Origin of the sequence: Bacteroides uniformis, assembly GCF_025147485.1 — a bacterium.
Classification (GTDB): Bacteria; Bacteroidota; Bacteroidia; order Bacteroidales; family Bacteroidaceae; genus Bacteroides; species Bacteroides uniformis.
The window spans coordinates 1,319,003-1,344,674 of sequence record NZ_CP102263.1; the positions used below are offsets into that span (position 1 = coordinate 1,319,003).

A 25,672-nucleotide genomic window follows, 5' to 3' on the forward strand; every position below is an offset into this window, starting at 1 on the left:
TATTTCTTTAGTTGTAGGCTTACAGTTTGCTTTGTATCTGCTCCGTATCCTTAGAAATGTATTTGTACGGAGCAGATAGGTATGGATATGATTAGCGAATGACCGCAGCGAATCCACCGTTGCGTGCCAAACGGACTGTGATATGGTTGCCTTTCTTCAAGGATTGTTCTTGCTTGCGATAGTCCATGGCTTGGTGGTCAGCGTTGATGCCGTCTTCAAAAGAGGTCATGAGATAATTTTTTCCTTCTTGCAGGAAATCAAGGGAGATGTTAAAGACCCGTTCACGTTCGCGGTTGTTGGTCATGCCTCCTATATACCATTGTTCTCCTTTGCGTTTGGCCACGATGGCATATTCTCCTGCTTTGGCTTCGAGAGCGATGGTTTCGTCCCATGTTTGGGGTACTTGGGTGATGAAACGTGTACACTCGTCGTTGCGATAATAGAGGGTAGGATTGTCTGCCATCATCTGCAGGCCGGTTTCAAAAAGAACAAAGAGTGCCATCTGATAGGCACGTGTGCCGATGCTGGCAGAATTGGGACGTTCGGAATGGTAGACTTCAGGCTGCATGCTAAGCATGGCGCCGGGAGTATAGTCCATGGCTCCTACTGCGTTGCGTATGAAGGGGAAATAGACACTGTTGTCGGGACGGCATCCGCCCATTTGCTCCATACCTCTTACGCCTTCGTAGGAGAGTACGTTTGGGTATTTGTATTCTAATCCGGCAGGTTTGAAAGCACCGTGAAAGTCAACGAAGAGATGGTGTTTGGCGGCTTCATGTGCTACGCGTTCATAGAAGTTTACCATCCATTGGTCGCTACGATCCATGAAATCTATCTTTACGCCTTTCACACCCCACTTTTCGAAAGTTTCGAATAGGTCAAAGTGGTTTTCTACCGTAAGCCAAGTGAGCCATAACACAATGCCTACGTTTTTTTCTTTGCCGTAGCGGATGAGTTCGTGTATGTCTACCGAGGGATTGGGTTTATAGGGGTTGCGGGTGTTCATGGCCCAGCCTTCGTCCATTACTATATATTCTACGCCGTAGTGGGATGCGAAGTCGATGAAGTATTTGTAGGTGTCAAGGTTGCAACCTGCTTTGAAGTCCACGTCGGGGCCGTAGGGTGTGGCTCCGTTCCACCATTCCCAGCTGGCTAGTCCTGGTTTAATCCAAGAGGTGTTTTCTATGACATTCTTTTCAGCGAGGCGATAGGATAGAGTGTTTTCTATAAGTTTGCGGTCATCGTCGGTAATGACGAAGTAACGCCATGGATAACTGCGCTTGCCTGCGGTACGGGCTATGCAGTTGGCTTCTTTCAGAATCTTGAGACTGCGGTCACCGTCTTCTCCGAATTCAAGAGGCAGACGGGGGAAGACGGCGGTAATGCCGCCTTGTCCATCGTTTTTCAGAAACATGGCGGGATAGTCTGTCAGATTGGTTTCACTCATGAGGATTTTGTCACCTTTGGGTGTGCTGGCTAAAAGGGGAAGCAGAGCCATGCGATTGGAGTTTTTCCACTCGCTGCTTGTTTGGTGGCGATATTCTTCTTCATAGGAAGTCTTAAAGCCGTCAGGTTGCTGAAGATGTAGCAGGCAATCATCCACAAAGTTCAGGCGGAGGATTTCATTCATTATTTCTTGCTCGCCTTTCAGGTCAGTAAGGAAGCGGTAGGCGAATCCGTCATCAAAGGCACGGAACTCTACTGAATAGCCTCCTTTAAACTTCAGTAGCAATTGGTTGTAGCGGTTGGTTATAGTAGAGAATTTCAGGGGTACGATGGGAGTCAGTTCCTCGTTTACATTTTGGCGTACTACTTTGTTTAGTTTAGGATGGATGCCCAGCTGGTGGTTGGCAGTTTCCAGACCAATGACACAGTTGTCCATCAGTGTTTGATTTCCTTGGGTTACATCATATTGGATTTGATCGGTCAGCTCCACCGAGATGCGGATGTTTCCGCTGGGTGAGGCCAGTTGATGTACTTTCTGTCCGAAAGCGGTCAGTGAGAGGCAGAGAACTGCCGAGAGTAGGAATTGTTTTTTCATGTTCTTAGCTTTTGGATTTTTACAATATACAAAAGTAGTTTGTATTCTGTAGGAAATGTATGCTATTTATGACATAAATATATAAAATCATGCCACAGACGACTTTTTACATATCTATGTCGCGAATCTGTACAGTATGAGAGTGAAGGATGGGCTATTTTTGTTACCAACATTCCACATGTCAGAAAACTATTGTTGCCGGATGGAGGCTAAAGAGAGAAGGTGAAAGAGCGGTTTGCGGTTAGAGGAGGCAGCACATTTATAACAAAGAATGCGGTGGTTTATATCGAATTGACATTATCTTTTACGAAAAAACAATAATAACAAAACCATGAAAAAGAGACGAATACTGATGGGGAAGACCCATCTGATAGCGGGAGCCGTGATGTTGGCCGTTGCAGGAGGACAATTATCGGCTCAGACCGTTGCACCGAAGAAAGCAAAAGCGTACATGGTGGCAGATGCCCACTTGGACACGCAGTGGAACTGGGACATTCAGACTACTATTAAGGATTATGTTTGGAATACCTTGAATCAGAACCTTTTCCTTTTGAACCAGTACCCCGACTATATCTTTAATTTTGAAGGTGGAGTGAAATATGCTTGGATGAAGGAATATTATCCTCGTGAATACGAACTGATGAAGGCTTTTGTAAAGGCAGGTCGATGGCATGTGAGTGGGGCCAGTTGGGATGCTACCGACACTTTGGTGCCGTCTGTTGAATCGTTTATTCGCAACATTATGCTGGGGCAGGAGTTCTATCGTAAGGAGCTGGGGGTAGAAAGTACCGACATCTTCCTTCCCGATTGCTTCGGATTCGGTTGGACATTGCCTACTGTTGCTGCCCATTGTGGACTGATAGGTTTCTCTTCACAGAAGCTGGATTGGCGTAACAATCCTTTCTACGGTAAGAGCAAGCATCCCTTTACCATCGGACTGTGGAAAGGAGTGGATGGAGCGTCCGTCATGCTGGCTCACGGATATGATTACGGTCGTCGTTGGGATAATGAAGACCTTTCAGAAAATAGATATTTGATGGAACTCTCCAAATGCACTCCCCTGAATACCGTTTACCGCTACTATGGAACAGGTGATGTGGGCGGTTCACCTACCATCGCTTCTGTGGCTTCCGTGGAGAAAGGTATCAAGGGAGACGGTCCGTTGAAGATTATCAGTGCAGCCAGTGACCAGTTGTTCAAGGATTACCAGCCCTATGGCAGCCATCCCGAGCTCCCCGTATTTGACGGTGAATTGCTGATGGACGTTCATGGAACCGGCTGCTACACTTCACAGGCTGCTATGAAACTCTATAATCGTCAAAATGAACTTTTGGGTGATGCCGCTGAACGTGCTTCTGTGGCTGCTGCCCTTTTGGGGGTTGCCGAATATCCTGGCAAGAGTCTGACGGAGTCTTGGCAGCGCTTCATATTCCACCAATTCCACGATGATTTGACTGGTACCAGCATTCCCCGTGCCTATGAATTTTCTTGGAACGATGAACTTCTCTCTCTGAAACAGTTCTCCAGTATCCTGACTCATTCTGTGGGAAGTGTGGCAGGCAAGCTTGATACTCGTGTCAAGGGGATTCCCGTAGTGCTCTATAACGCTTCGGGCTTCAAGGCTACAGATGTGGTGACCATCGAAGTGGAGGCTTCCCGTTTTCCCAAAAGTGTGGCTGTATATAACGAACAAGGCAAGTTGGTGGTTTCTCAGTTGGTTTCATATACTGATGGAAAGGTCCGCTTGTTAGTAGAAGCCACTGTACCCGCCAATGGATACGCAGTTTACGATGTCCGCCTCTCCGGCGAAGGAAAAGAGATGTCTGCTGTTGAAGCTGCAAGTGTTGAAAATTCGTTCTACAAACTGACATTGAATGAGAACGGTGACATTACTTCACTGTTCGACAAGAGAATCAACAAGGAATTGGTAAAGGCTGGTAAGGCTATTCGTTTAGCCCTCTTCACTGAAAACAAGTCATTCGAATGGCCGGCATGGGAGATATTGAAAGAGACTGTGGACGCTACTCCTATCTCCATCACCGAGGATGTGAAAGTGACTCTTTGCGAAAACGGTGCATTACGTAAGACTCTCTGCGTGGAGAAACGTCACGATGATTCTTTTTTCCGCCAGTACATCCATTTGTATGAAGGTGTATTGGCCCACCGCATTGACTTTACTAACGAAGTGGACTGGCAGTCTACCAACGCTCTGTTGAAGGCTGAGTTTCCCCTCAATTTGAATAATGAGGTGGCCACTTACGACTTGGGCGTAGGCAGCGTGCAGAGAGGAAACAACATCTTGACCGCTTACGAAGTATATGCTCAATATTGGGCAGATTTAACGGACGCTAACGGTTCTTATGGCGTTTCCATCATGAACGACAGCAAATATGGCTGGGACAAGCCTGATAACAACACCCTGCGTCTCACTTTGCTGCACACTCCGAAGACAAAAAAGAACTATGCTTATCAAGATCGTCAGGACTTCGGTCACCATACCTTTACTTACAGCTTGGTAGGTCATGTGGGCGCTTTGGACGTAGTTCAAACCCGCGAGAATGCTGAGTTGCTGAACCAGCGCATCAAGGCGTTCGTTGTTGGAAAGCATCGCGGCGAATTAGGTAAGAGCTATTCATTGGCTTTTTCCGATAACCGGAATGTACTTATTAAAGCCTTAAAGAAAGCCGAAAGTTCAGATGAATATGTGGTACGCGTGTATGAAGCCGCAGGCAAGCAGGCGCAGAAAGCCTCGATTGTCTTTGCCGACAACCTTGTGGCTGCTGTAGAAGCAGATGGTACGGAAAAGACCATCGGTAAGGCTACATTCAGTGGAAATCGCTTGGAAGTGTCAGTCAATCCAAACAGCATTAAGACCTACAAGGTACGTTTTGCTTCCAATAAAAAGGTGCAGACGGTGGCCGAACCATTGCCCCTTGTTTATGATAAGAAGTGCTTCAGTTGGAACGAGTTCAAGGCTGCTGCCAACTTTGAGTCTGGTTATTCTTATGCTGCTGAATTGATACCTGCCGAGATGAATGTGCATGGAGTGCCTTTCAAATTGGAGACACGTGAAGAGCTGAATGGTATGGCTTGCAAGGGCAATGTACTGAAACTGCCCGCCGACTGTACTTATAACAGACTCTATATCCTTGCTGCTGCCGCTTCTGATAAAGATGTGAAGGGGATATTCCGCGTAGGCAAGTATGTGCAGGAAGTCATTGTTCCTTCTTATACTGGCTTCATCGGTCAGTGGGGGCACACCGGACATACGGAAGGTTATCTGAAAGATGCTGAAGTTGCCTATGTGGGTACGCACCGCCATTCCGGTGAAGGCGATCAGCCGTATGAGTTCACTTACATGTTTAAGTTCGCAATAGACCTGCCAGAAAAGGCTACTGAGGTGGTATTGCCCGATAATAAGGATATTGTTATTTTTGCCGCCACTTTGACTGATGTTGCTGCTACTTCTGTTTGTCCCGCTTCCGAACTGTTCCGTACGGCAAACAAGTGCAATCGCTATCAGACGGAAAGCTCCACAGAGAGAGTGAACATTCTGAAGCAGGACATGGTAATGGGCTATTCAAGCTATGTGAACGAGAAAGAGAAGCCGGCTTTCATGGTAGATGGCGACGAAAACACAAAGTGGTGTGCTATTGCTGAAATGCCCCACTACGTAGACTTTGATTTGGGCGGTGAAAGAAGCATTAATGGCTGGAAGTTACTGAACGCTGCCGGCGAAAACCATTCCTACGTCACTTCCTCCTGCTTTCTGCAAGGTAAGAGCGACAAGAATGGTGAATGGCGCACACTGGACTATGTTTCTGGTAATGGTAAGAATGTACTGAATCGCACGCTAAATAAGTCTGAAAGTGTTCGCTACCTGCGTCTTTTAGTGACACAGCCCATGCAATCGGCTTCTGGTAAAGATGTGCGCATTTATGAAATGGAAGTATACGAATAAACAGTTATTATATTCCCATTTTTCAGATCCTTGTGTCTGTCACCACAGACACAAGGATCTGATGATTCTCAGGTGTAAGTGCTTAATGTGAGTAAGTTAACAACTCTATTGAAGTAAATTTATTGGAAATAACAAATACCTTGAAAAATGAAAATTAAAATATTTGCTGTTGTATGTTTATTAGCTGCTAATCTCTTTACAATATCTGCTCAAAAGTGGTTTACGCCTGAGGCGGAGAAACAAGTGGATGCTCTTTTGAGCCAGGTAGTAGAAGGAAACTACAAGAATAATCGCTATCCTCTACTCCGTAAGCCCTTAATGGAACTTCCTTTAGGCAGTATCAAACCTAAAGGCTGGTTGCACGAAATGCTGGTTCGTCAGAAAAATGGCGCCAGTGGTCAGATGGATGTTCTTTACCCTTCGGTTATGGGCAAACGCAATGGTTGGTTAGGTGGTGATGGAGACCAGTGGGAACGCGGTCCATACTGGATAGACGGTCTACTTCCTTTGGCGTATATACTGGATGATGATGTCTTGAAAGCCAAAGTGCAACCTTGGATAGAATGGGCTTTGCAGAGCCAGCGTGAGGACGGATTCTTCGGTCCTGAAAAAGATTATCCGGGAGAGCCTGGACTGCAACGTGATAACTCGCAAGACTGGTGGCCGCGTATGGTCGTGCTGAAAATCCTACAGCAGTATTATTCGGCAACGAACGATAAGAGAGTCGTCGCTTTTATGACAAAATATTTCCGTTATCAACTGAATACCTTGCCGCAAAAACCTTTAGGACACTGGAGCAGTTGGGCAGAATTCCGTGCTTGTGACAATTTGCAAGCTGTATATTGGCTTTATAATCTTACGGGGGAGGATTTTTTGCTTGAATTGGGGCATTTGCTGCACCGGCAGAGTTTCAGTTTCATAGATATGGTAGATAGGGGAGACTTGCGCAGACCCTGCACTATACACTGTGTTAATTTGGCACAAGGCATCAAAGAACCGATTATTTATTATCAGCAAGATACCGACCGGAAATATATTGATGCTGTCAAGGAAGGCTTTCGAGATATTCGCCGGTTCCACGGACAGCCGCAAGGCATGTATGGAGGCGATGAGGCTTTGCATGGAAACAATCCTACACAAGGCTCGGAGTTGTGTTCGGCCGTAGAGTTGATGTACTCGCTGGAAAAAATGGTGGAGATTACAGGAGACATAGACTTTGCCGACCATTTGGAACGCATTGCTTTTAATGCTTTACCAGCCCAAATATCCGATGACTTTATGACTAAGCAATATTTCCAGCAACCGAATCAGGTGATGGTAACACGCCATCGTCGCAACTTCGACCAGGATCATGAAGGGACAGACCTTGCTTTTGGCACTCTGACCGGATACCCATGTTGTTTTTCGAATATGCACCAAGGTTGGCCAAAATTTACACAGCACCTATGGTATGCCACACCTGATAACGGCATTGCAGCCATTGTCTATTCTCCGTCGGAAGTAACAGCCAATGTGGGTGATAATGTACCGGTGGTTATCAGTGAAGATACTTACTATCCGATGGATCATCAGATAACTTTTACCATTAAAGAGGTGAGGAATAAGGTGAAACAAGTGAAATTTCCATTTCACCTGCGTGTTCCGAAGTGGTGCAAGCAAGCTGAAATACGGGTAAATGGAAAGATGGAGCAAACTGTCAAAGGTGGGAAAATAGCTATCGTAGACCGTATATGGAAGCGGAATGATAAGATTGAACTGTATCTGCCCATGGAGGTCTTTACTAGCACTTGGTATGAAAACGCAGTATCTATTGAAAGAGGTCCGTTGGTATATGCCCTGAAAATGGAAGAAAATTGGGAAAAGAAAGAGTTTAAGGATAGTTGGTATGGTTCTTATTATTATCAGGTGACTTCTTCGGATCCATGGAACTACGGATTGGTGGATTTTGACCGTAACAGAATGAACGAGGTGGCCCAAGTAAGTATCAATAGCCAAAAACAGCAATTGGACTTTCCTTGGAATCAGGAAAATGCACCGGTTGAAATAAAGATGAAGGCTCGTCTTATCCCTACTTGGACAGTATATAATGAAATGGCAGGGCCCCAGCCTTTCTCTTTCTGTGGCAGTGCCGAAGGAGGAGAGCAAGAAATCACGCTGATACCCTACGGTTGTACAACCCTGCGTATTTCAGAATTTCCAGTTGTTGGGAAATGATGTTTCCGAAGTATGGGGGAAACGGTGTGTCTGTTTTGTGACAAACTTGTTTTAGAATTCTGCCATGTCCGGAATGTGGACGGTTATGTCACGGATTTATAGTTGGCTTTTAACCTTACTGTCTATTTTTGCAATCGTTTTTAATAGGGTTTATATATTATATAAAAGAAGACTCCTGCAACGGAGTGAAAAACAAGTCGAACAATTTAATGCCGTAGAAAAAAGATGAAAAATTCCAAGAAAGCACTCCTCTGCCTATTGGCATGCGCCTTGGCAGTAACCGGATGCAAGACACAGAAAGAACCGGCTGTGGCAGACAACGCAATGCTGGTCAGATCTACACAAACACTTGATTCCTTATATGCTCACTATTCCGCACCGGGCACTTGTCTGTTGCGTGAGAATTATCCTTCGGACGTGGAAGGCTATACCGCTACTTATCTGGCTTCCGAGGAACAGAAGAACCGTCCCAATCTCTACTCTTATTTGTGGCCTTATTCCGGTACCTTCTCCGCAGTGAATGCGTTGATGGAGGCCACTAAAGATAACAAGAAAGATTTCGGGAACTATCAGAAGTTGCTTGATGAGAAAGTGCTTCCGGGACTTGCTGAATATTTCGATACTCGTCGTATGCCCAAAGCGTATGCTTCTTACATCAAGGACGCTCCGTTGTCCGACCGCTTTTACGATGACAACGTGTGGCTCGGCATTGACTTCACAGACGTCTATCTGATGACTAGCCAAGAGAACTATCTGCAGAGCGCCAAGCTTATCTGGAAGTTTATAGAAAGCGGTATGGACGATTGTTTGGGAGGAGGTATCTATTGGTGCGAACAGAAGAAGGAATCAAAGAACACTTGTTCCAACGCCCCTGGTTCCGTCTTTGCCCTGAAACTTTTCAAGGCTACGCAAGACAGCTCCTATTTTGAGAAAGGGAAGAGTTTGTACGAGTGGACTAAAGCAACATTGCAGGACACAACAGACTGCCTTTACTTCGACAACATGCGTTTGGACGGTGAGATAGGACGTGCCAAATTTGCCTATAACAGCGGTCAGATGATGCAGTCGGCTGCTTTGCTCTATCAGCTTACCGGTAATGGGCAGTATCTGAAGGATGCGCAAGCGATTGCTGCTGCTTGTCATAATTATTTCTTCATGGAATTCACCCCCGGACAAGGAGAACCGTTCCATATGCTGAAGAAGGGTGATGTGTGGTTCACCGCCGTTATGTTGCGTGGTTTTATGGAACTCTATCAGGTGGACGGTAACAAGGTTTATCTTGATTCCTTTGCCCGCAGTCTGGACTATGCTTGGACGCATGCCCGTGAAGATAACGGCCTTTTCAATACTGATTTCACCGGCAAGAGCCGCGACAATCGTAAATGGCTGCTGACACAAGCCGCCATGGTAGAGATGTACGCGCGTTTGGCCGTGTTCGCTAATCAGTCTTTATAATTAAAACGAATCAGACCAAATGAAAAAGAGAAACATTACCTTGTGCGCTGTTGCCATGCTCTGTATGCAAGGCTATGCTAAGGCAGACACTTTTATCCTGAAAGGTGACAACACTTGTGTGGAGAACTATGCTCAGATGACTGCTGCTTACAAGAGCAATCGTCCAAAAATGAAGAAACGCCTTTTCACCTCAAAAGCGGTGGAAGCTGAGATTGTTCGCGTGAAGAAACTGCTTACCAATCCTAAGTTGGCGTGGATGTTTGAGAATTGCTTTCCTAATACGCTTGACACTACTGTACACTTTCGCATGCTGGACGGTAAACCCGATACTTTTGTTTATACCGGTGACATCCATGCTATGTGGCTGCGTGACTCCGGTGCGCAGGTGTGGCCATATGTGCAGTTAGCCAACAATGATGCGCAATTGAAAGAGATGCTCGAAGGTGTCATTCGCCGTCAGTTCCTTTGCATCAACATTGATCCGTACGCCAATGCTTTCAACGACGGACCTACGGGTGGCAACTGGATGACTGACTTGACAGATATGAAGCCCGAACTGCACGAGCGCAAATGGGAGATAGACTCTCTTTGTTACCCGCTTCGTCTGGCTTACCAGTATTGGAAAGTAACTGGTGACAGCAGTATCTTCGACGGTGAATGGATGAAGGCAATTACTGCTATCCTGAAGACTTTCAAGGAACAGCAGCGTAAGGACGGTGTAGGCCCTTACCGTTTCCAACGTAAGACGGAACGTGCTCTGGATACGCTGAATAACGACGGCTTGGGTGCTCCGGTCAAACCGGTGGGACTGATTGTTTCCGCTTTCCGCCCATCGGACGATGCCACTACGCTTCAGTACCTGGTCCCTTCCAACTTTTTCGCTGTCTCTTCTCTGAGAAAGGCTGCTGAAATTCTGACGGAAGTAAACAAGGAAACATCCTTGGCCAAAGAATGCACCGATTTGGCAGCCGAAGTGGAGGCAGCCCTGAAGAAATATGCCACTTACAATCATCCTGAGTTTGGGACAATCTATGCATTTGAAGTAGATGGATTCGGCAATCATCTGTTAATGGACGATGCCAATGTACCCAGCCTTCTTGCTATGCCTTATTTGGGTGATGTGGACGTAAACGATCCTATCTATCAGAATACACGCCGCTTTGTGTGGAGTGGCAGCAACCCTTACTTTTTTAAAGGTAAAGCCGGTGAAGGTATCGGAGGTCCGCACATTGGTTATGATATGGTATGGCCTATGAGTATCATGATGAAGGCATTCACCAGCCAGAATGATGAGGAGATAAAGATTTGTATCAAAATGCTGATGGATACGGATGCCGGTACGGGATTCATGCACGAGTCTTTCCACAAGGATGACCCCACTAACTTTACCCGTGCATGGTTTGCTTGGCAGAATACGCTGTTTGGAGAATTGATTTTGAAATTAGTGAACGAGGGTAAAGTGGATTTGCTGAACAGCTTGTAAAAACAGGAATTATTTAAAATCAATAAAGTGCGCTGGAAGGAGGATTAGGATACAAATTGCATGAATTGGTTGTTAGTTGGTATTATTTGTGTTCTTTTCCTTTTTTTATCGTGATTTATTATAATGTTTAATCTTAAAGAATATGAAAAAGAATCGAGTGTACACAGTAAATTCATTGCTGGCTCGGATAGGTGGGAACTATAAGTTCTGGCTTATTGCCTTGCCTGCTGTGACTATGCTGGCGCAGGCTCCTGCGGTTTATGCACATGCGGAGACTATTACTGTGGTGCAGCAAAACAATGCCACGGTGAGAGGTTCCGTTAAGGATGCCACAGGTGAAAGCCTGATTGGAGTGAGTGTTACTGTTAAGGGTAAAGAAGGTGTGGGTACCATTACAGATGTGGATGGAAACTATTCCATTGTTTGTAGTGCCCAAGATGTTCTCGTCTTTTCCTATGTGGGATATGCCACTCAGGAAATTGCTGTGAAAAATCAAAAACAATTGAATGTTGTCTTAAAGGAGGATACCAAGGTGCTGGATGAAGTTATTGTCATCGGTTATGGTACTACTACCCGCAAGAGTGCCGTAGGTGCTGTAGACCAGGTAAAGGCTTCCATGATCGAAGACCGTCCCGTGGCTAACATGACAGATGCTTTGCAAGGGGCTGCGCCCAACGTGGTTATCCAGCAGCGCAGTAGCAATCCTAATGATCGTAAGACTAACTTTAATATTCGTGGTATCAGCACTGTGAATGACAATAGTCCGCTTTTTGTCATAGACGGATTGGTAGCTGATGGCGGTAGTTTCGATAAATTGAATCCCAATGATATTGAGAACATTTCCATCTTGAAAGATGCCGGTACAGCTGCTATTTATGGTTCACGTTCTTCCAATGGTGTAGTTTTGGTTACTACTAAGAAAGGTAAGAAGAACCAGCGTGCGACAGTTCGGTTAAGTGGTATGATGGGATGGCAGAATCCGGATATCTTGTTTTCTCCGGTGAAAGGCTATCAGAACGCTACTTTGCGCAATTTAGCTGCCACCAATGCTGGAGAGGCTCCTTTGTATACACCCGATCAAATCCGTGACCTGGCTGCCCATCAAAATGAAGAAAGCTGGTTTTTTGATCAGATAGTCCGCACAGCCTTACAGCAGAATTACAATCTAAGCGTATCTGGAGGTAGTGATAAAACTACTTACATGGTGTCCATGGGTTATTATGACCAGGAAAGTAATTATGTGGGCAACAGTGATTTTGGCGTGCAGCGTTATAATTTTCGTACCAATGTTAGCACGGAAGTGGGACGTTTGAAACTGAATGCTATTTTGGCTTATACACGTAATAATAGTGTAAGTACCACCGGTGGGAGTTTGGAAGTGGATGCCGCCCGTGTACCTACTTATTATTATTACAAAATGAAATCGGAAGATGGAAGATATTTGTTAAATGATGTATTGACTGAATTTAACCCATTGGGAGCATTGGAAGCTGGTGGCCGTAACAAGTATCGTAACAATTATCTGAACGCTAATGTCAATGCTGAATTCCGGCTTATTGACGGATTGAAGTTGCGTGGAGTGTTGGGTGCGGATGTGATAAACGACATGCGTTCTACCCGCAATTTGGGCGTATCCTATTACTTGAATGAAGAGGCTACCGAACCACGTCCAGTGAAAGATACTGACTATCGGACCAGTAACTGGAATCATACGGCTTACCTTATTAATAGCCAACTTTTGTTGGATTACAACAAGACATTCGGTAAACACAATGTCAGCGGGCTTTTTGGAGTAACCAATGAATCGTTTACTTCGTCTAGCAATGAGATTGAGAAGAAGGGGGTAGATCCCGACTTGGGTATCGGTACAGACATTACCAATAGTACTGTGGGAAACATCACAGGAAAAACATTTGTAGATGAATCCAACCGTACCAGTCTGACTTCTCTGTTGGGACGTGTGGGGTATTCTTACGCTGACAGATATTATACAGAATTCAGCTTCCGTTATGACGCTTCTTCCAAGTTTCATAAAGACTACCGATGGGGTTTCTTCCCTTCTGTTTCATTAGGCTGGCGTTTGAGCGAGGAGAACTTTATGCAGGCTTACAAGGAACGTGTGGGTGACTTGAAACTGCGTACTTCTTTTGGTATCTTGGGTAACCAGTCTATTGGTACTTATGACCGTTTTACTGTTTACGAACTGTACAACAACTCTTACGCATACAACAACCAGACAGTATCGGGCGCAGGTTTTAAGTTAGGTAAGGATAATTTGACTTGGGAAAAGACCAAAACCTTCAACGTGGGTGTAGACGCTTCGTTCTTCAATAACGCTTTGAATGTGACGTTCGACTATTTCTACAAGCGTACGAGCGACATTTTAATGAAGCCCCTTGTGCCTTCGGTATTCGGTACGGATATGGCGATGGACAACATTGGTGAGATGCAGAATCAAGGTTGGGACCTCTCTATCAACTATCGTTTGAAAACGGGAGCTGCAAATCATAACTTCAACTTCAATCTTGGTGACTCTTGGAATGAAGTGCTGAAGTACCCTGGTCACGAAAGAATCTCACAAATAGAGGAGTTGAGCCGTATCACCCGTGAAGGATGTCCGTTGGAGTCTTACTACGGTTACAAGATGGACGGCTTTTTCCAAAGCTACGAGGAGATTGAGGCATCGGCTATTCCTGTAGGTGGAAAGGTACAGCCGGGTGACGTGAAGTTTGTAGACCGTAACGAAGATGGTGTCATCGACTCGAAGGATAAGTTTATCTTGGGTAATGCCTTCCCTCGTCTTACTTTCGGTTTCAACTACAATGTAGAATGGAAAGGATTCGATTTCGGTATGTTCTGGCAGGGTGTGGGCAAGCGTGACATGATGCTTCGTGGTGAATTGATTGAACCGTTCCACGCCAATTACTCTTATAATATCTATAAGCATCAACTGGATTTCTGGACTCCTACCAACACCGATGCACGTTGGCCGAGACTTACTGCTCCGGGTTCTACTTCCAACAGAAACAACTACGGAAACGGACAAGGTTCCGACCTATTCTTGATGGATGGAAAATACCTGCGTCTGAAGAACTTGCAGATTGGTTACACATTCCCCAAAACATGGAGCCGCAAGGTGGGCATGGAAAAGGCACGTATCTATGTCAACGGACAAAACTTGCTGACTTTCAGTAATAACTCGTTTATTGACCCTGAATCTTCTGAGTTCGACTCTAAGATGGGTAATAGTGGCGCCAATTCTGGTAGAAACTACCCGACGCTCCGTTACTATGGTTTCGGTATAGACATTGAATTCTAAAAACAACAGATAACTATGAGACTAAGAAAATATATAGCTTTTGCCGGAATGGCTGTTCTGATGCTTTGCAGTTGCAACGAGATGGAGAACGCACCGACAAACAAATTTACGGATAACTCTTATTGGACTTCCACCACCAAAGCCCAGTATGTGGTGAACATGGCTTACAGCCAGATGTACAATGCAGGCCGTATGTGGAGCGATGAAAGTTTGAGTGACAATGCTTACGACGGTCGCAGTGTGGACGACCAACGTGCCATTCGCAAAGGTATGGCTACTCCCTCGCTCGACATCTTCAAGAATGAATGGAAAGACCTTTACGGAGGCATAAAGACCTGCCACGTGTTCCTTGAAAAGGTGGATCTGGTACCCAACATGGACGCATCTGTTAAAGCACGTATGATTGCCGAGATACGCTATATCCGTGCAAGCCTCTACTTCCGTCTGACTAACCTTTATGGTGCAGTACCTTTCTTTACGGAGGACATCACGCTGGAAGAATCGCGGAGTGTAAGTCGTACAGACCGCGAAACCATTATCAGCTTCATTCACCAAGAATTGGAAGACATCAAGGATGCGCTTCCCACTCGCGACCAATTGCCCGAAGAAGACAAGGGCAAAATTACTAAAGGTGCCGTTTGTGCTTTGCAGGCTCGTGTCTACTTGATGGATAGCGACTGGAACAATGTGATGCTTTATTGCGACAATCTGATGAACAAACAGGGCGAATATGGTACTTATGCCTTATTTCCTGATTATGCCGGGCTTTTTGATGAAGCCAATGAGTATAATGAAGAGATTATCATGGACCGTTCTTATGTACCCAATTTGATTACTTGGGGTGAGATGGTAGACATGATTCCTTTGTCAAGAGGCGGACGTGCCGTGAACCGTGTGCCGCAACAATCATTGGTAGATACTTATCTGATGCTTAGTGGAAAGACTATCAGTGAAGCCGGGACAGATTATAACCCTGCTTATCCTTACGACAACCGTGACCCACGTCTCACCGCTACTATCATTTATGATGGCTATGACTGGAGTGGCAATGTGGACGATGGCAGTAAAGACGTAGTCATCAACATTCGTCCGGGTTCGGGAACCGATGCCTACGATGGTGGTGGAAACGGCACTTCTACCGGTTATTTCACCCGTAAGTATTATAATCCGCAGGCTTCCGGTGATCAGAATTCCGGTATGAACATCATCACTATGCGCTATGCTGACATCTTGCTGATGTATGCTGAGGCTGTTCACGAAACAAGCGGTATGACTGAAGCGGTATGGAACAAGACCATCCGTCCCATCCGCGAACGTGCCGGATTCACTGCCGATGCAGCCTTGAACTTTCCTGCCGGAAAGAGCAAGGAAGAGATGAGGCAGATTATTCGCGACGAACGTCGTGTAGAAATGGCGATGGAAGGTTTGCGCTGGTATGATATTAAGCGTTGGAAGGCTGGCAACGAATACTTGTCGGGCAAGGTGCGCGGTGCAAGCTTCGTGGACGAGAATAAGCTTGACACTCGCAAGTTCGAAGAGGCAAGAGATTACCTTTGGGCAGTTCCTATCAGTGAAATCAATTTGAATCCCAATCTGGCGCCTAACAATCCAGGATATGGAAATTAACGTGTATCTAAACTCATTAAAAACAATAGAACAATGAAAACAATATTCTCAACAATAGCTCTTTTTTCGGCAGTCCTCTTTGCTACGTCTTGTACGGAAGACATGGAATACAAGGATTCCAAAGTTTCCTCAGTAAATCAGTTGTATGAACCCACTGACGGCAAGGAAGTAGTCTTGCAATCGTCGGCCAGCGCCAGCCTGTTCTTTGAATGGGAGTCGGCCAAGGCTGAAGATAGCGGTGCCCCTCTTTATGAAGTGGTATTCGATAAAGAAGGTGGAGATTTTTCTAAGCCTATTTACAAAGTGCTTTCTGACAATGGCGGTTCTTTGAGCTATGCTACCATCAGCCACAAGACATTGAACAAGGTTGGTGCGGCTGCCGGATTGAACAGTGGTGAGACGGGTACACTTGTTTGGACAGTAATGGCTTCCAGAGGTTTGAATTCTGTAATGGCAAAGGAAAGCAAGAAGCTCACCATCACTCGCTTGGTGGGATTTGAAGAGATTCCGGCACAGCTTTACTTGACCGGAAGTGCTACTGAAGGTGGTATGGATGCTTCTAAGGCTGTGGCGTGTGCTTCACCCGAAAAGGATAAGTTCGAAGTCTTTACGAAGTTGGAAGGCGGAAAGACTTACAAACTGGTAGATAGAGCAGCCGAAGGTGCCAAGGTGTTTTATATCAATGGCAATAAGATTATGGAAGGCGAAGGCGAGACAACCGTAGAAAAGACGGGAGTTTACCGCATTGAGATGGATTTCTCCATTGCATCTGTAACCGTCAGGGAAGTAAGTAAGATGGAATTCTACTTCTGTCCGAGTGGTGCCGCAACTTTTGAATTGCCTTATGTTGGAAACGGTGTGTTCTGCGGTCAGGATAAAATTGAGTTCAAGCAAGAAGGATGGGGGCGCGACCAACGCTATAAGTTCTTGATGACTTATGCTGATGGTAGTATACAGTATTGGGGAACCAAGAATACTACAGACTCTAATCCTGGTGCGGCTACTCCCGAAGATCCTTATTTCTACATTATGGAGACTCCTGATAACCAATGGGATCAGAAGTGGAAACTGAACGATGAATTCGATGGTGCGGCCGATGGCCACAATCCGGGTGCCATCACCAAGATTAGTGTGATATTCAATGTGGAGAACTATACTCATAAAGTGGAATTGGCCAACTAATTTAAGGAGAGATTATGAAAAAAATATTATTTTGTCTGCCCCTGCTTCTTTTGGCACTTCAATCGTGCGAGATAGAAGATGAGTATATGTATGATAAGGGGCTTTACACCATAGATTGGGATGCGGCTGCCGATAGCAGTTCTGTGACCCTGATAGATCGTTTCTGGAATACGGAAGAGAATTATTTCAACTACGGGAATGACGGTTCAATCAAGGATTTCCATTATTGGCCGCAGGCTCATGCTATGGATGTGATGATAGATGCTTACAATCGTACCGGAGATAGCAAGTACAGCGACTTGTTCGACAAATGGTATGTCGGTATCAAGGCAAAGAACGGTGGCAGTTATTGGAACAACTTTTATGATGATATGGAGTGGATTGCTCTCACCATGATTCGCTTGTACGAAGTTACTGATGAAAACAAGTATCTGGAAACTTCTCAAGAGATGTGGAATGAAATCAAGACCGGTTGGAACGATTACGCAGGTGGTGGCATTGCTTGGACTCACGACCAGCTATGGAGCAAAAATGCTTGTTCCAACGGCCCTGCTGCTTTGATTGCTGCTCGTCTTTACCGTATTAACGGGAATCAGGAGGATTTGGATTGGGCTGTCAATATTTATAAATGGGAGCGTGAAAATTTATTTAACCCTGCTACCGGCGCCATCTATGATAATGTGAACGGTGAGACGGGTGAGTTGAGTACACTTTCTCTTTCTTATAACCAAGGTACATTCTTGGGTGCTGCTTATGAACTGTATAAGATCACAGGAGAAGAGTCCTATTTGAAAGATGCTCGTAAGGCTGCCAATTTCGCTATCAGTAATAGCAGCATGATAGATACTGGAAATAATTTACTTCGTGATGAAGGCGATGGTGACGGAGGTTTGTTTAAGGGTATTTTCATGCGTTATTATGTGCAGTTGATTATGGAACCGAATTTGGACCCCATATATAAGAAGAAATTCATCACTTTCTTTAACAATAATGCTGAAATCTTGTGGCGAAAGGGAATCAATAAACTTGATTTGCTGTATAATACTAACTGGGCAATGAACAATAGCGGCAACAACCATCTGACTACGCAGACAAGTGGTTGTACTTTGATTGAAGCCAAAGCTCTCTTTGAAAAGAGCCTGAAATAAGTTAGCAATTAAAAGTGTGTCGAAACTCAATCTGGTTATTGGGTTTCGGCACATTTTTTTTTAGAGCCAGTTTTAATTGGCAGTTATTTTGGAAATAATGTTTTTAGAGACAACAGTTTTTTATATAAAATAAACACAAAAGATGAAACAGAATCAATATTTATTTCTACTGTTCACCCTGATTGTTCTGACGGGCTGTGGCGGTACGCAGAAGAAATTAACCGAATATGTCAATCCTTTCTTGGGTACGGCTACTTTGTGGGAGCCTGAGGACTTAGGGTATACGCGCAAAATAAAGTCACGTACATGGGGTGCGGAAACTTATCCGGGTGCTACCTTGCCCAACGCAATGGTGCAGCTCAGCCCCGTTACACAGTTTCGTAGCGGTGCGGGCTATCAATATGAGGACACTGTGATTTATGGTTTTTCACATACTGCTAAAGGGCATTGGAACTTGTTGCATGTCCCCATGTTGCCAGTGGTGGGAACTATCGCTCCGGGTAATTATTGCTCCGGGTTTAGTCACGAGAAGGAATCTGCGCATCCGGGGTATTACCAAGTTTATCTGGAACGCTATAAAGTGAACGCCGAGTTGACCAGTACCTTGCGTTGTGCCTACCATAAATATACTTTCGCCAAGGGCGACGATAAGTCGTTATTGGTAGACATCCGCCGTTCTAATAATGATGTCCGTGATTGGAAGATTGAGAAGGTTGACGATAATACGTTCACGGGTTATCAGGATGGCGACGGTAAAATCTACTTTTACGCTAAGACCAACTATAAAATAGGCCAAGTGGAAATGGTAAAAGACGACAAACATGAGGTGGCTGTGCTGCGTTTTATCGACAGCAAAGGTGTTGAACCTTTGGAAGTGAAGGCTGGTTTCTCGTTTGTGAGTATAGAGAATGCTCAAATGAATTTGAAGGCCGAAATGTTGAACAAAAGTTTTGCACAAGTGGCAGAAGAAGCTGATGCGGCTTGGGAAGCACTCCTCTCCAAGATTCAAGTTGCAGGTGGCACGGAACGTGAAAAGAGATTGTTTTATTCTACTTTCTTCCATGCTTTTAAATGGCCGGCTTTGCGTAGTGATGTGAATCATGAATATACTGATGTCCGTGGCGAAGTAGTGAATAACGGCTTCCACTATTACACTGACCCTTCTTTTTGGGACGATTATCGCAACAAACTGGTACTCATAGGTATGATTTCTCCCGATGTGACTACTGACATCATTAGGTCTATTATTGACAAAGGTGAGAAGCGTGACGGCTACATGCCCACCTTCTTCCATGGTGATCACGCTTCCACTTTTATTTCTGGTTCTTGGTTGCGTGGTTTGCATGATTTCGATCTGGAGCGTGCTTATAAGTTGATTCTGAAAAATGCTACGGTGCCCGGTAAAGGAGGACGTCGCTATTTGGATGAGTATATGGAGCGAGGTTGGATTGCTGAAAAAGACACAGTGAATGTACCCACATGGGACGAATACAAAGGGGCTGTGACCAAGACCCAGGAATATGCTTACGATGACTATGCCGTAGCCTTGGTAGCCAAGGAGCTGGGAGATGAAGCCAACTACAAGCTGATGATGGAACGCTCCAACAACTACAAGACGCTATTCGACCCCTCTACCGGCTTTTGGAGAGGTAAGATTGACGATGGTAGCTGGATTCAGGATTTCGATCCGTATTATCCCTATTACCAGTACATGTACCGTGAGGCCAATGCATGGAACGCCCTCTTCTTCGCCCCCCACGACCCCGAAGGCATGATTAAGCTCTATCCCAGTAAAGAGGCGGTGGAGGCTAAACTGGATTCCTTATTCAGCGAACCGTGGAGAGGTTACGAGGCCCACAACCTGACCGGATTCATCGGAAACTATTGCCACGGAAACCAGCCGGGACACAGCATTCCTTACACCTATTATTTCATAGACAAACAAGAGAAAGCCCAATGCATTCTCGACAGCCTGATGAACCACTACTATGACATGGGTGCCGACAAGCTGGCTTATGCAGGGATGGATGATGCCGGCGAGATGTCTTCGTGGTATGTGCTCAATGCTATTGGACTTTACACTTATTCGCCTGCCGATCCTGAATATATTGTTACTGTTCCCTTGTTCGATAAAGTGACGTTCAATCTGAATGGCCGTCCCTTTACGATTGTGAAGAAAGGAAGCGGCAAGAAGATTATTGACATTACTTATGACGGTAAAAAGATTGACGGTTACTTTATCACCCATGACCAACTGAGGGAGGGCAAGGAACTGGTGATTACTACGGAATAGATAAACAATGGAGTTATGAAAAGAAATATACTGCTTCTATTCACATTCTTTGCTTGCATTACTGTACAAGGGCAGACTCCGGTTCGTTTGGTTGATCTGAGGAGCGAACATCTTGACAGACCTATAGGTTTGGATAATCCCGTTCCACGCCTTTCTTGGCGGATGGAAGATGGTAGGCAGGGAGCTGTGCAGACTTCCTGGCGGATTGTGGTAGACGAAGACTCGTTGAATGTGGCCAATGGCTGTGGCAGGATGTGGGATAGTGGAAAGAACGATTCCCGTAATCTGCTTGTGGCCTATGCGGGCAAAAAACTGCAGCCTTTCACTAGATATTATTGGAAAGTAATCTGCAGTGACATGAAATATAAGGAGACTGCTTCTCCTGTCTCTTACTTTGAAACGGGCATGATGGGGATGCAACATTGGCAAGGTGCTTGGATTGGCGATGGCAAGGATATTCATTATGGGCCTGCCCCTTACTTCCGAAAAGAGTTCAAGACCGGCAAAAAGGTAAAGTCAGCGCGTGCTTATATTGCCGCTGCTGGACTATATGAGCTTTACATCAATGGCGAGAAGGTAGGAGACCACTGCCTTGCCCCTCTTTATACCCGCTTTGATCGCCGCAACTTGTATGTGGCTTATGATGTGACTTCACAATTACAGAATGGTGACAACGCTATTGGCGTACTTTTGGGTAACGGCTGGTATAACCATCAATCCAAAGCAGTGTGGGACTTCGACCGTGCCCCTTGGCGCAACCGTCCCGCTTTCTGTCTGGACTTGCGCATTACTTACACCGATGGAAGCGTGGAGACTATTCCCACCGATCTCAGTTGGCGGACAGCGTCGGGTGCAATCACTTTTAATAGTATCTATACTGGCGAGCACTACGATGCACGTCTGGAGCAGAAAGGATGGAGCACTCCGGAATTCGATGATTCCAAGTGGCGCGGAGTAGCCTATCGGAGTGTACCTTCTTCCAATGTCACTGCCCAGCAAGTACATCCCATCCGTAATGTAAAGATTTTCCCCGCCGTCTCTTTCCGCAAAGTGGACGAGAAAACATACATCTATGATTTCGGGCAAAATATGTCCGGTGTGACTTGTATTCATGTTTCGGGTGAACGGGGAACGGAGGTCAGAATCAAACATGGCGAACGCTTACATCCAAATGGCCGCCTCGATCTCTCGAACATTGATGTCTACTTTCGAGGCGATAAGGAGAAAGACCCTTTTCAGACGGACATTCTCATTCTGAGTGGAGAAGAGGATGAGTTCATGCCCCGATTTAATTACAAGGGATTTCGTTATGTGGAGGTAGTGGCAGATAAGCCTATTGAGCTTGACCAAAACAGCTTGATTGCTTACTTCATGCACAGTGATGTGCCGGCAGTAGGTAGCTTGGAATCTTCGAGCCCACTGATAGGCAAGCTGCTCCATGCTGCCAATCACTCTTACCTTTCCAATCTGATGGGCTACCCCACCGATTGCCCTCAGCGCGAGAAGAACGGTTGGACTGGTGACGGTCATTTTGCCATTGAGGCAGCATTTTATAACTTTGATGGAATTACCGTTTACGAAAAATGGTTGGCCGACCATCGTGACGAACAGCAGCCCAACGGAGTGCTGCCCGATATTATTCCAACTGGTGGATGGGGATATGGTACAGACAACGGGCTGGACTGGACTAGTACTATTGCCATCATCCCTTGGAATATCTACCTCTTCTACGGTGATAGCAAGCCCTTGAGCGATTGTTACGAGAGCATCAAACGTTATGTGGATTATGTGGAGCGTATCTCTAACAATCATCTCACTACGTGGGGGCGCGGAGACTGGGTGCCGGTGAAGTCAAAATCCAATAAAGAGCTGACTTCCTCGGTCTACTTTTATGTAGATACCAAGATTTTGGCCGCTGCTGCCAAACTCTTCGGCAAACAGGCCGATTACGAATATTATAATGCCTTGTCGGAGGAGATAAAGCAAGCTGTCAATGATAAGTTCCTGAATCGAGAAACAGGCATCTATGCCGAAGGTTCACAAACCGAATTGAGTGTTCCCTTGCAATGGAAGATTGTGCCCGAAGAGTTGATAGGAAAAGTGGCAGCTAACTTGGCACATAAGGTAGAGGAGGACGGTTTTCACTTGGATGTGGGTGTATTAGGAGCTAAAGCTATTCTGAATGCACTCAGCGAAAATGGTTATGCTGAAACAGCTTATAAGGTGGCTGTACAGGACACTTATCCTTCATGGGGTTGGTGGATGGTGAACGGTGCCACTACGCTGCTCGAGAACTGGGATTTGCAGGCTACTCGTGACATCTCGGACAATCATATGATGTTCGGTGAAATAGGTGCTTGGTTCTACAAGGGGCTGGGAGGTATTTTCCCTGATCCCGTGCAACCTGGTTTTCAAAACATTCTGCTCCGTCCCCATTTCATAAAGGGATTGAAACGGTTTGAAGCTCGTCATCGGTCGCCTTACGGTGAAATTGTTTCTCGCTGGGAATGGAAAGGGAAATGTGTGCATTATGAAGTTACAGTGCCCGCTAACAGTACAGCTACACTCACTTTACCTGACAAGGCCGAGAATGTACGGGTGGTGGAACTGGCGGCAGGAAGATATGAGTTTATTGTAAAGTGACCTTGTACTTCATTTATGCTTGCAAATATGTAATTAGCGGGTTTGCCACGTTGTTGTGGCATAACTCGCTAATTTTTATAGTCGGTATGTTAAGGGATGGCTTTTTCATTCTTATAGCCTGATCTTTCCCTCCAACCGTATATCTTCCGATGAAGCCCCTATCAGCAGCTTCACCGTTCCGGGTTCTACAACGAACATCTGCTTTCCTTCGTTCCAATAGCCGAGCTCTTCTTTGGGCACGGTAAGCGTCACTTTCCGGGTTTCGCCGGCCTTGATGGGGATACGCCTGAAGGCGCGCAACTGCTTGGAAGGACGTTCCACTTTGGAGTCCGGATAGCTGGCATAGAGCTGTACGACTTCTTCTCCGTCGCGTCCGCTGGTATTCTTCACTGATACCGTCACGCGGATGTTCTTCTTGTCTTGCTTGACGGATTCAATCTTCTCGTACGTAAAGTCGGAATAGCTCAGACCATAGCCGAAAGGATAGAGCACAGGGCCTTGGTGGTACATATACGTACGTCCGTTGCGGATGTCGTAGTCCATTATGTCGGGTAGGTCAGTGATGTCTTTCACCCACGTCTGTACGGTACGTCCGGCTGGATTCACCTTGCCGAAGAGTACGTCGGCCAGTCCGTTGCCCTGCTCCTGACTGCAGTGGGTGATGTGGACGATGGCAGGCACGTGCTCCTGGCTCCAGTTGATGGTGTAGGGGAAGCTGCTGACGAGCACCAGTATGGTATTGGGATTGGCCTTGAGCACCAGCTTCACCAAGTCTTCATCGGGCAGCATCAGCGATTTGCGGTCCACGGCTTCGCGGCCGTCACTGGGGACGGGAGAGAACTTCCAGTCCGCACGCGTGCCGTAAGGATGGTTTCCTACACACACGATGGCAACGTCGGCGGCTGCAGCAGCCTTTTCTGCCTGGCCCATGCGGTTGTCTTCGGCGTGGATGATTTCGGTTCCTTCTTTCACAGCATTGCGTATGCCACTCAGAATCGTTGTTTCGTAAGGCGGGGTACCACTATACCAGTCTTGCACGATTTTGTCCGAATACGGGCCTATAACGGCTATTTTACGCAGCTTTCCGGCATCGAGTGGCAGGAGTTTTTTGTTTTTCAATAACACCACGGACTTGGCGGTGACTTCCCGTGCCAGCCTGCGGGCTTCTGCTGTCATGAAAGGCGGTGTCTCCGTACTGTTCTTTCCGATAGAGAGATAAGGGTTACGGGAGTTGTCCCCGTCCAGCAAGCCGAGCTTGAGGGCGACGAAGATGTTCCCGCGGATAGCCTTGTCGATGTCGACTTCGGTCAGTAATCCCTTTTCCAGAGCTTCCTTGACGTAAGGAACGTATGCGTCGAGAAATTGTCCTGTGGTGGCTTTTACTACGGCAGCAGCACCCTCCGCAAAGCTCGGAAAACTCTTGTGCGCTTCAATCAGCAGTTTCAGGGCACCGCCGTCCGTACAGATGATACCGTTGTTGCCCCACTGCTTGCGGGTAATCTCTTCGAGGCAGGGATGGATGGACATGGGGATGCCGTTCCAACTGTTGTAGGCGGCCATGAAGGCACGGCTGCCTCCCTCGGTGATGCCTTTATAGAAAGGATAAGCGTAGTATTCATGGAACAGCCGCGTGTCGAAGTCGGAGGAAGTGCTGTCCCGTCCGTCCTCGTTACTATTAGCAAGGAAGTGTTTCATCAGAGAGGCAGTTTTCCAGTAGCGGGGATGATTGCCTTGCAGGCCGCGTACGCTGGCAATGGTGAGTTGGGCGGTGAGGAAAGCATCTTCTCCGAAACTCTCCTCGGTACGTCCCCAGCGCGGGTCGCGGGCAAGGTCGGCATTCGGAGCGCGCATCACGAGGGCATGACGCTTGTTACCGGTGGTCTGCATGTAGTAGCGGGCTTCTTCAGCGGCTTGTTCCGCTACTTTCTGCACCAAATCGGTGTCCCATGTGGAGCCCAGACCGTAGGACTGGGGGAATATGGTGGTGGGGCAGTCGGTAGGGACTACTTTCCCGTCTTCCGTTCTTTGGCGTCCGCCCCACATGGCAGGCCCGCCGAGGGTCAGCCCGTGCAGTCCTTCGTAGTGTCCGCAACGGGGAATGTTGAGGCGGGGGACACCGAGGTCGGTGGAAAGAAGGTTTATCTTTTCATCCAATGTCAGGATGGAAAGAAGATGTTCCACGCGCTGTTCGTCGGTGAGCGTGGTATCTTGAAAGGCTTGTGTGTGTTGTGCGCTTGCCTGTAAGCCGAATAGCAGGGGCAAGGCGAGGAACAATAACTTGTTTCGCATGGGGTATTAGGGTTTAAT

The 25,672-nt window shown here is 46.4% G+C and carries 12 protein-coding genes; 10 read left to right on the plus strand and 2 right to left on the minus strand.

The features are described from left to right. Window positions 1-91 precede the first annotated feature (91 nt). Window positions 92-2,041 carry a glycoside hydrolase family 97 protein gene (locus tag NQ510_RS05010; RefSeq protein WP_005824831.1) on the minus strand — a complete coding sequence of 650 codons (1,950 nt, stop codon included), beginning with the start codon at window positions 2,039-2,041 and terminating at the stop codon, window positions 92-94. 331 nt (window positions 2,042-2,372) lie between these two features. On the opposite strand from NQ510_RS05010, the gene NQ510_RS05015 reads away from it, so the two are divergent. From NQ510_RS05015 to NQ510_RS05060, 10 genes are all read left to right on the plus strand, one after another. Then, window positions 2,373-6,002, plus strand: coding sequence for a glycoside hydrolase family 38 N-terminal domain-containing protein (locus tag NQ510_RS05015; protein WP_005824833.1), 3,630 nt, complete (start codon window positions 2,373-2,375; stop codon window positions 6,000-6,002). 147 nt (window positions 6,003-6,149) lie between these two features. Then, a complete protein-coding gene (locus tag NQ510_RS05020; protein ID WP_005824835.1) occupies window positions 6,150-8,216 on the plus strand; it encodes a beta-L-arabinofuranosidase domain-containing protein in 2,067 nt (688 codons plus the stop codon). Window positions 8,217-8,441: 225 nt separating this feature from the next. Continuing rightward, window positions 8,442-9,671 (plus strand): glycoside hydrolase family 76 protein, encoded by a 1,230-nt coding sequence (locus NQ510_RS05025; RefSeq protein ID WP_005824838.1) that lies wholly within the window; start codon window positions 8,442-8,444, stop codon window positions 9,669-9,671. Between the two features lie 19 nt (window positions 9,672-9,690). Continuing rightward, window positions 9,691-11,154, plus strand: coding sequence for a glycoside hydrolase family 125 protein (locus NQ510_RS05030; RefSeq protein WP_005824841.1), 1,464 nt, complete (start codon window positions 9,691-9,693; stop codon window positions 11,152-11,154). 142 nt (window positions 11,155-11,296) lie between these two features. Next, window positions 11,297-14,473 (plus strand): SusC/RagA family TonB-linked outer membrane protein, encoded by a 3,177-nt coding sequence (locus NQ510_RS05035; RefSeq protein ID WP_005824843.1) that lies wholly within the window; start codon window positions 11,297-11,299, stop codon window positions 14,471-14,473. A 15-nt stretch (window positions 14,474-14,488) separates the two neighbouring features. Continuing rightward, a complete protein-coding gene (locus NQ510_RS05040; protein ID WP_005824845.1) occupies window positions 14,489-16,099 on the plus strand; it encodes a RagB/SusD family nutrient uptake outer membrane protein in 1,611 nt (536 codons plus the stop codon). Window positions 16,100-16,132: 33 nt separating this feature from the next. Next, on the plus strand, window positions 16,133-17,281 hold the full coding sequence (locus NQ510_RS05045) for a SusE domain-containing protein (protein WP_005824847.1): 1,149 nt from the start codon (window positions 16,133-16,135) through the stop codon (window positions 17,279-17,281). Between the two features lie 14 nt (window positions 17,282-17,295). Then, window positions 17,296-18,429, plus strand: a complete 1,134-nt coding sequence (locus NQ510_RS05050) for a glycoside hydrolase family 76 protein (protein ID WP_005824849.1) — start codon at window positions 17,296-17,298, stop codon at window positions 18,427-18,429. Window positions 18,430-18,571: 142 nt separating this feature from the next. Next, window positions 18,572-20,722: a GH92 family glycosyl hydrolase gene (locus NQ510_RS05055; RefSeq protein WP_005824851.1), complete on the plus strand. Its 2,151-nt coding sequence runs from the start codon at window positions 18,572-18,574 to the stop codon at window positions 20,720-20,722. Window positions 20,723-20,737: 15 nt separating this feature from the next. Further along, complete coding sequence (locus NQ510_RS05060; protein ID WP_005824853.1) at window positions 20,738-23,365, plus strand: glycoside hydrolase family 78 protein; 2,628 nt, start codon at window positions 20,738-20,740, stop codon at window positions 23,363-23,365. 111 nt (window positions 23,366-23,476) lie between these two features. Here NQ510_RS05060 and NQ510_RS05065 read toward each other — a convergent pair whose 3' ends face one another. Next, window positions 23,477-25,654: a glycoside hydrolase family 3 C-terminal domain-containing protein gene (locus NQ510_RS05065; protein ID WP_005824855.1), complete on the minus strand. Its 2,178-nt coding sequence runs from the start codon at window positions 25,652-25,654 to the stop codon at window positions 23,477-23,479. Window positions 25,655-25,672: the final 18 nt, after the last annotated feature.

Excerpts from the sequence above, each read along its gene's own strand:
- NQ510_RS05025 (WP_005824838.1), top strand. The coding sequence starts at position 8,442 with ATGAAAAATTCCAAGAAAGCACTCCTCTGCCTATTGGCATGCGCCTTG.
- NQ510_RS05045 (WP_005824847.1), top strand. The coding sequence starts at position 16,133 with ATGAAAACAATATTCTCAACAATAGCTCTTTTTTCGGCAGTCCTCTTT.
- NQ510_RS05055 (WP_005824851.1), top strand. The coding sequence starts at position 18,572 with ATGAAACAGAATCAATATTTATTTCTACTGTTCACCCTGATTGTTCTG.
- NQ510_RS05035 (WP_005824843.1), top strand. The coding sequence starts at position 11,297 with ATGAAAAAGAATCGAGTGTACACAGTAAATTCATTGCTGGCTCGGATA.
- NQ510_RS05050 (WP_005824849.1), top strand. The coding sequence starts at position 17,296 with ATGAAAAAAATATTATTTTGTCTGCCCCTGCTTCTTTTGGCACTTCAA.
- NQ510_RS05060 (WP_005824853.1), top strand. The coding sequence starts at position 20,738 with ATGAAAAGAAATATACTGCTTCTATTCACATTCTTTGCTTGCATTACT.
- NQ510_RS05010 (WP_005824831.1), bottom strand. The coding sequence starts at position 2,041 with ATGAAAAAACAATTCCTACTCTCGGCAGTTCTCTGCCTCTCACTGACC.
- NQ510_RS05040 (WP_005824845.1), top strand. The coding sequence starts at position 14,489 with ATGAGACTAAGAAAATATATAGCTTTTGCCGGAATGGCTGTTCTGATG.
- NQ510_RS05015 (WP_005824833.1), top strand. The coding sequence starts at position 2,373 with ATGAAAAAGAGACGAATACTGATGGGGAAGACCCATCTGATAGCGGGA.
- NQ510_RS05020 (WP_005824835.1), top strand. The coding sequence starts at position 6,150 with ATGAAAATTAAAATATTTGCTGTTGTATGTTTATTAGCTGCTAATCTC.
- NQ510_RS05065 (WP_005824855.1), bottom strand. The coding sequence starts at position 25,654 with ATGCGAAACAAGTTATTGTTCCTCGCCTTGCCCCTGCTATTCGGCTTA.
- NQ510_RS05030 (WP_005824841.1), top strand. The coding sequence starts at position 9,691 with ATGAAAAAGAGAAACATTACCTTGTGCGCTGTTGCCATGCTCTGTATG.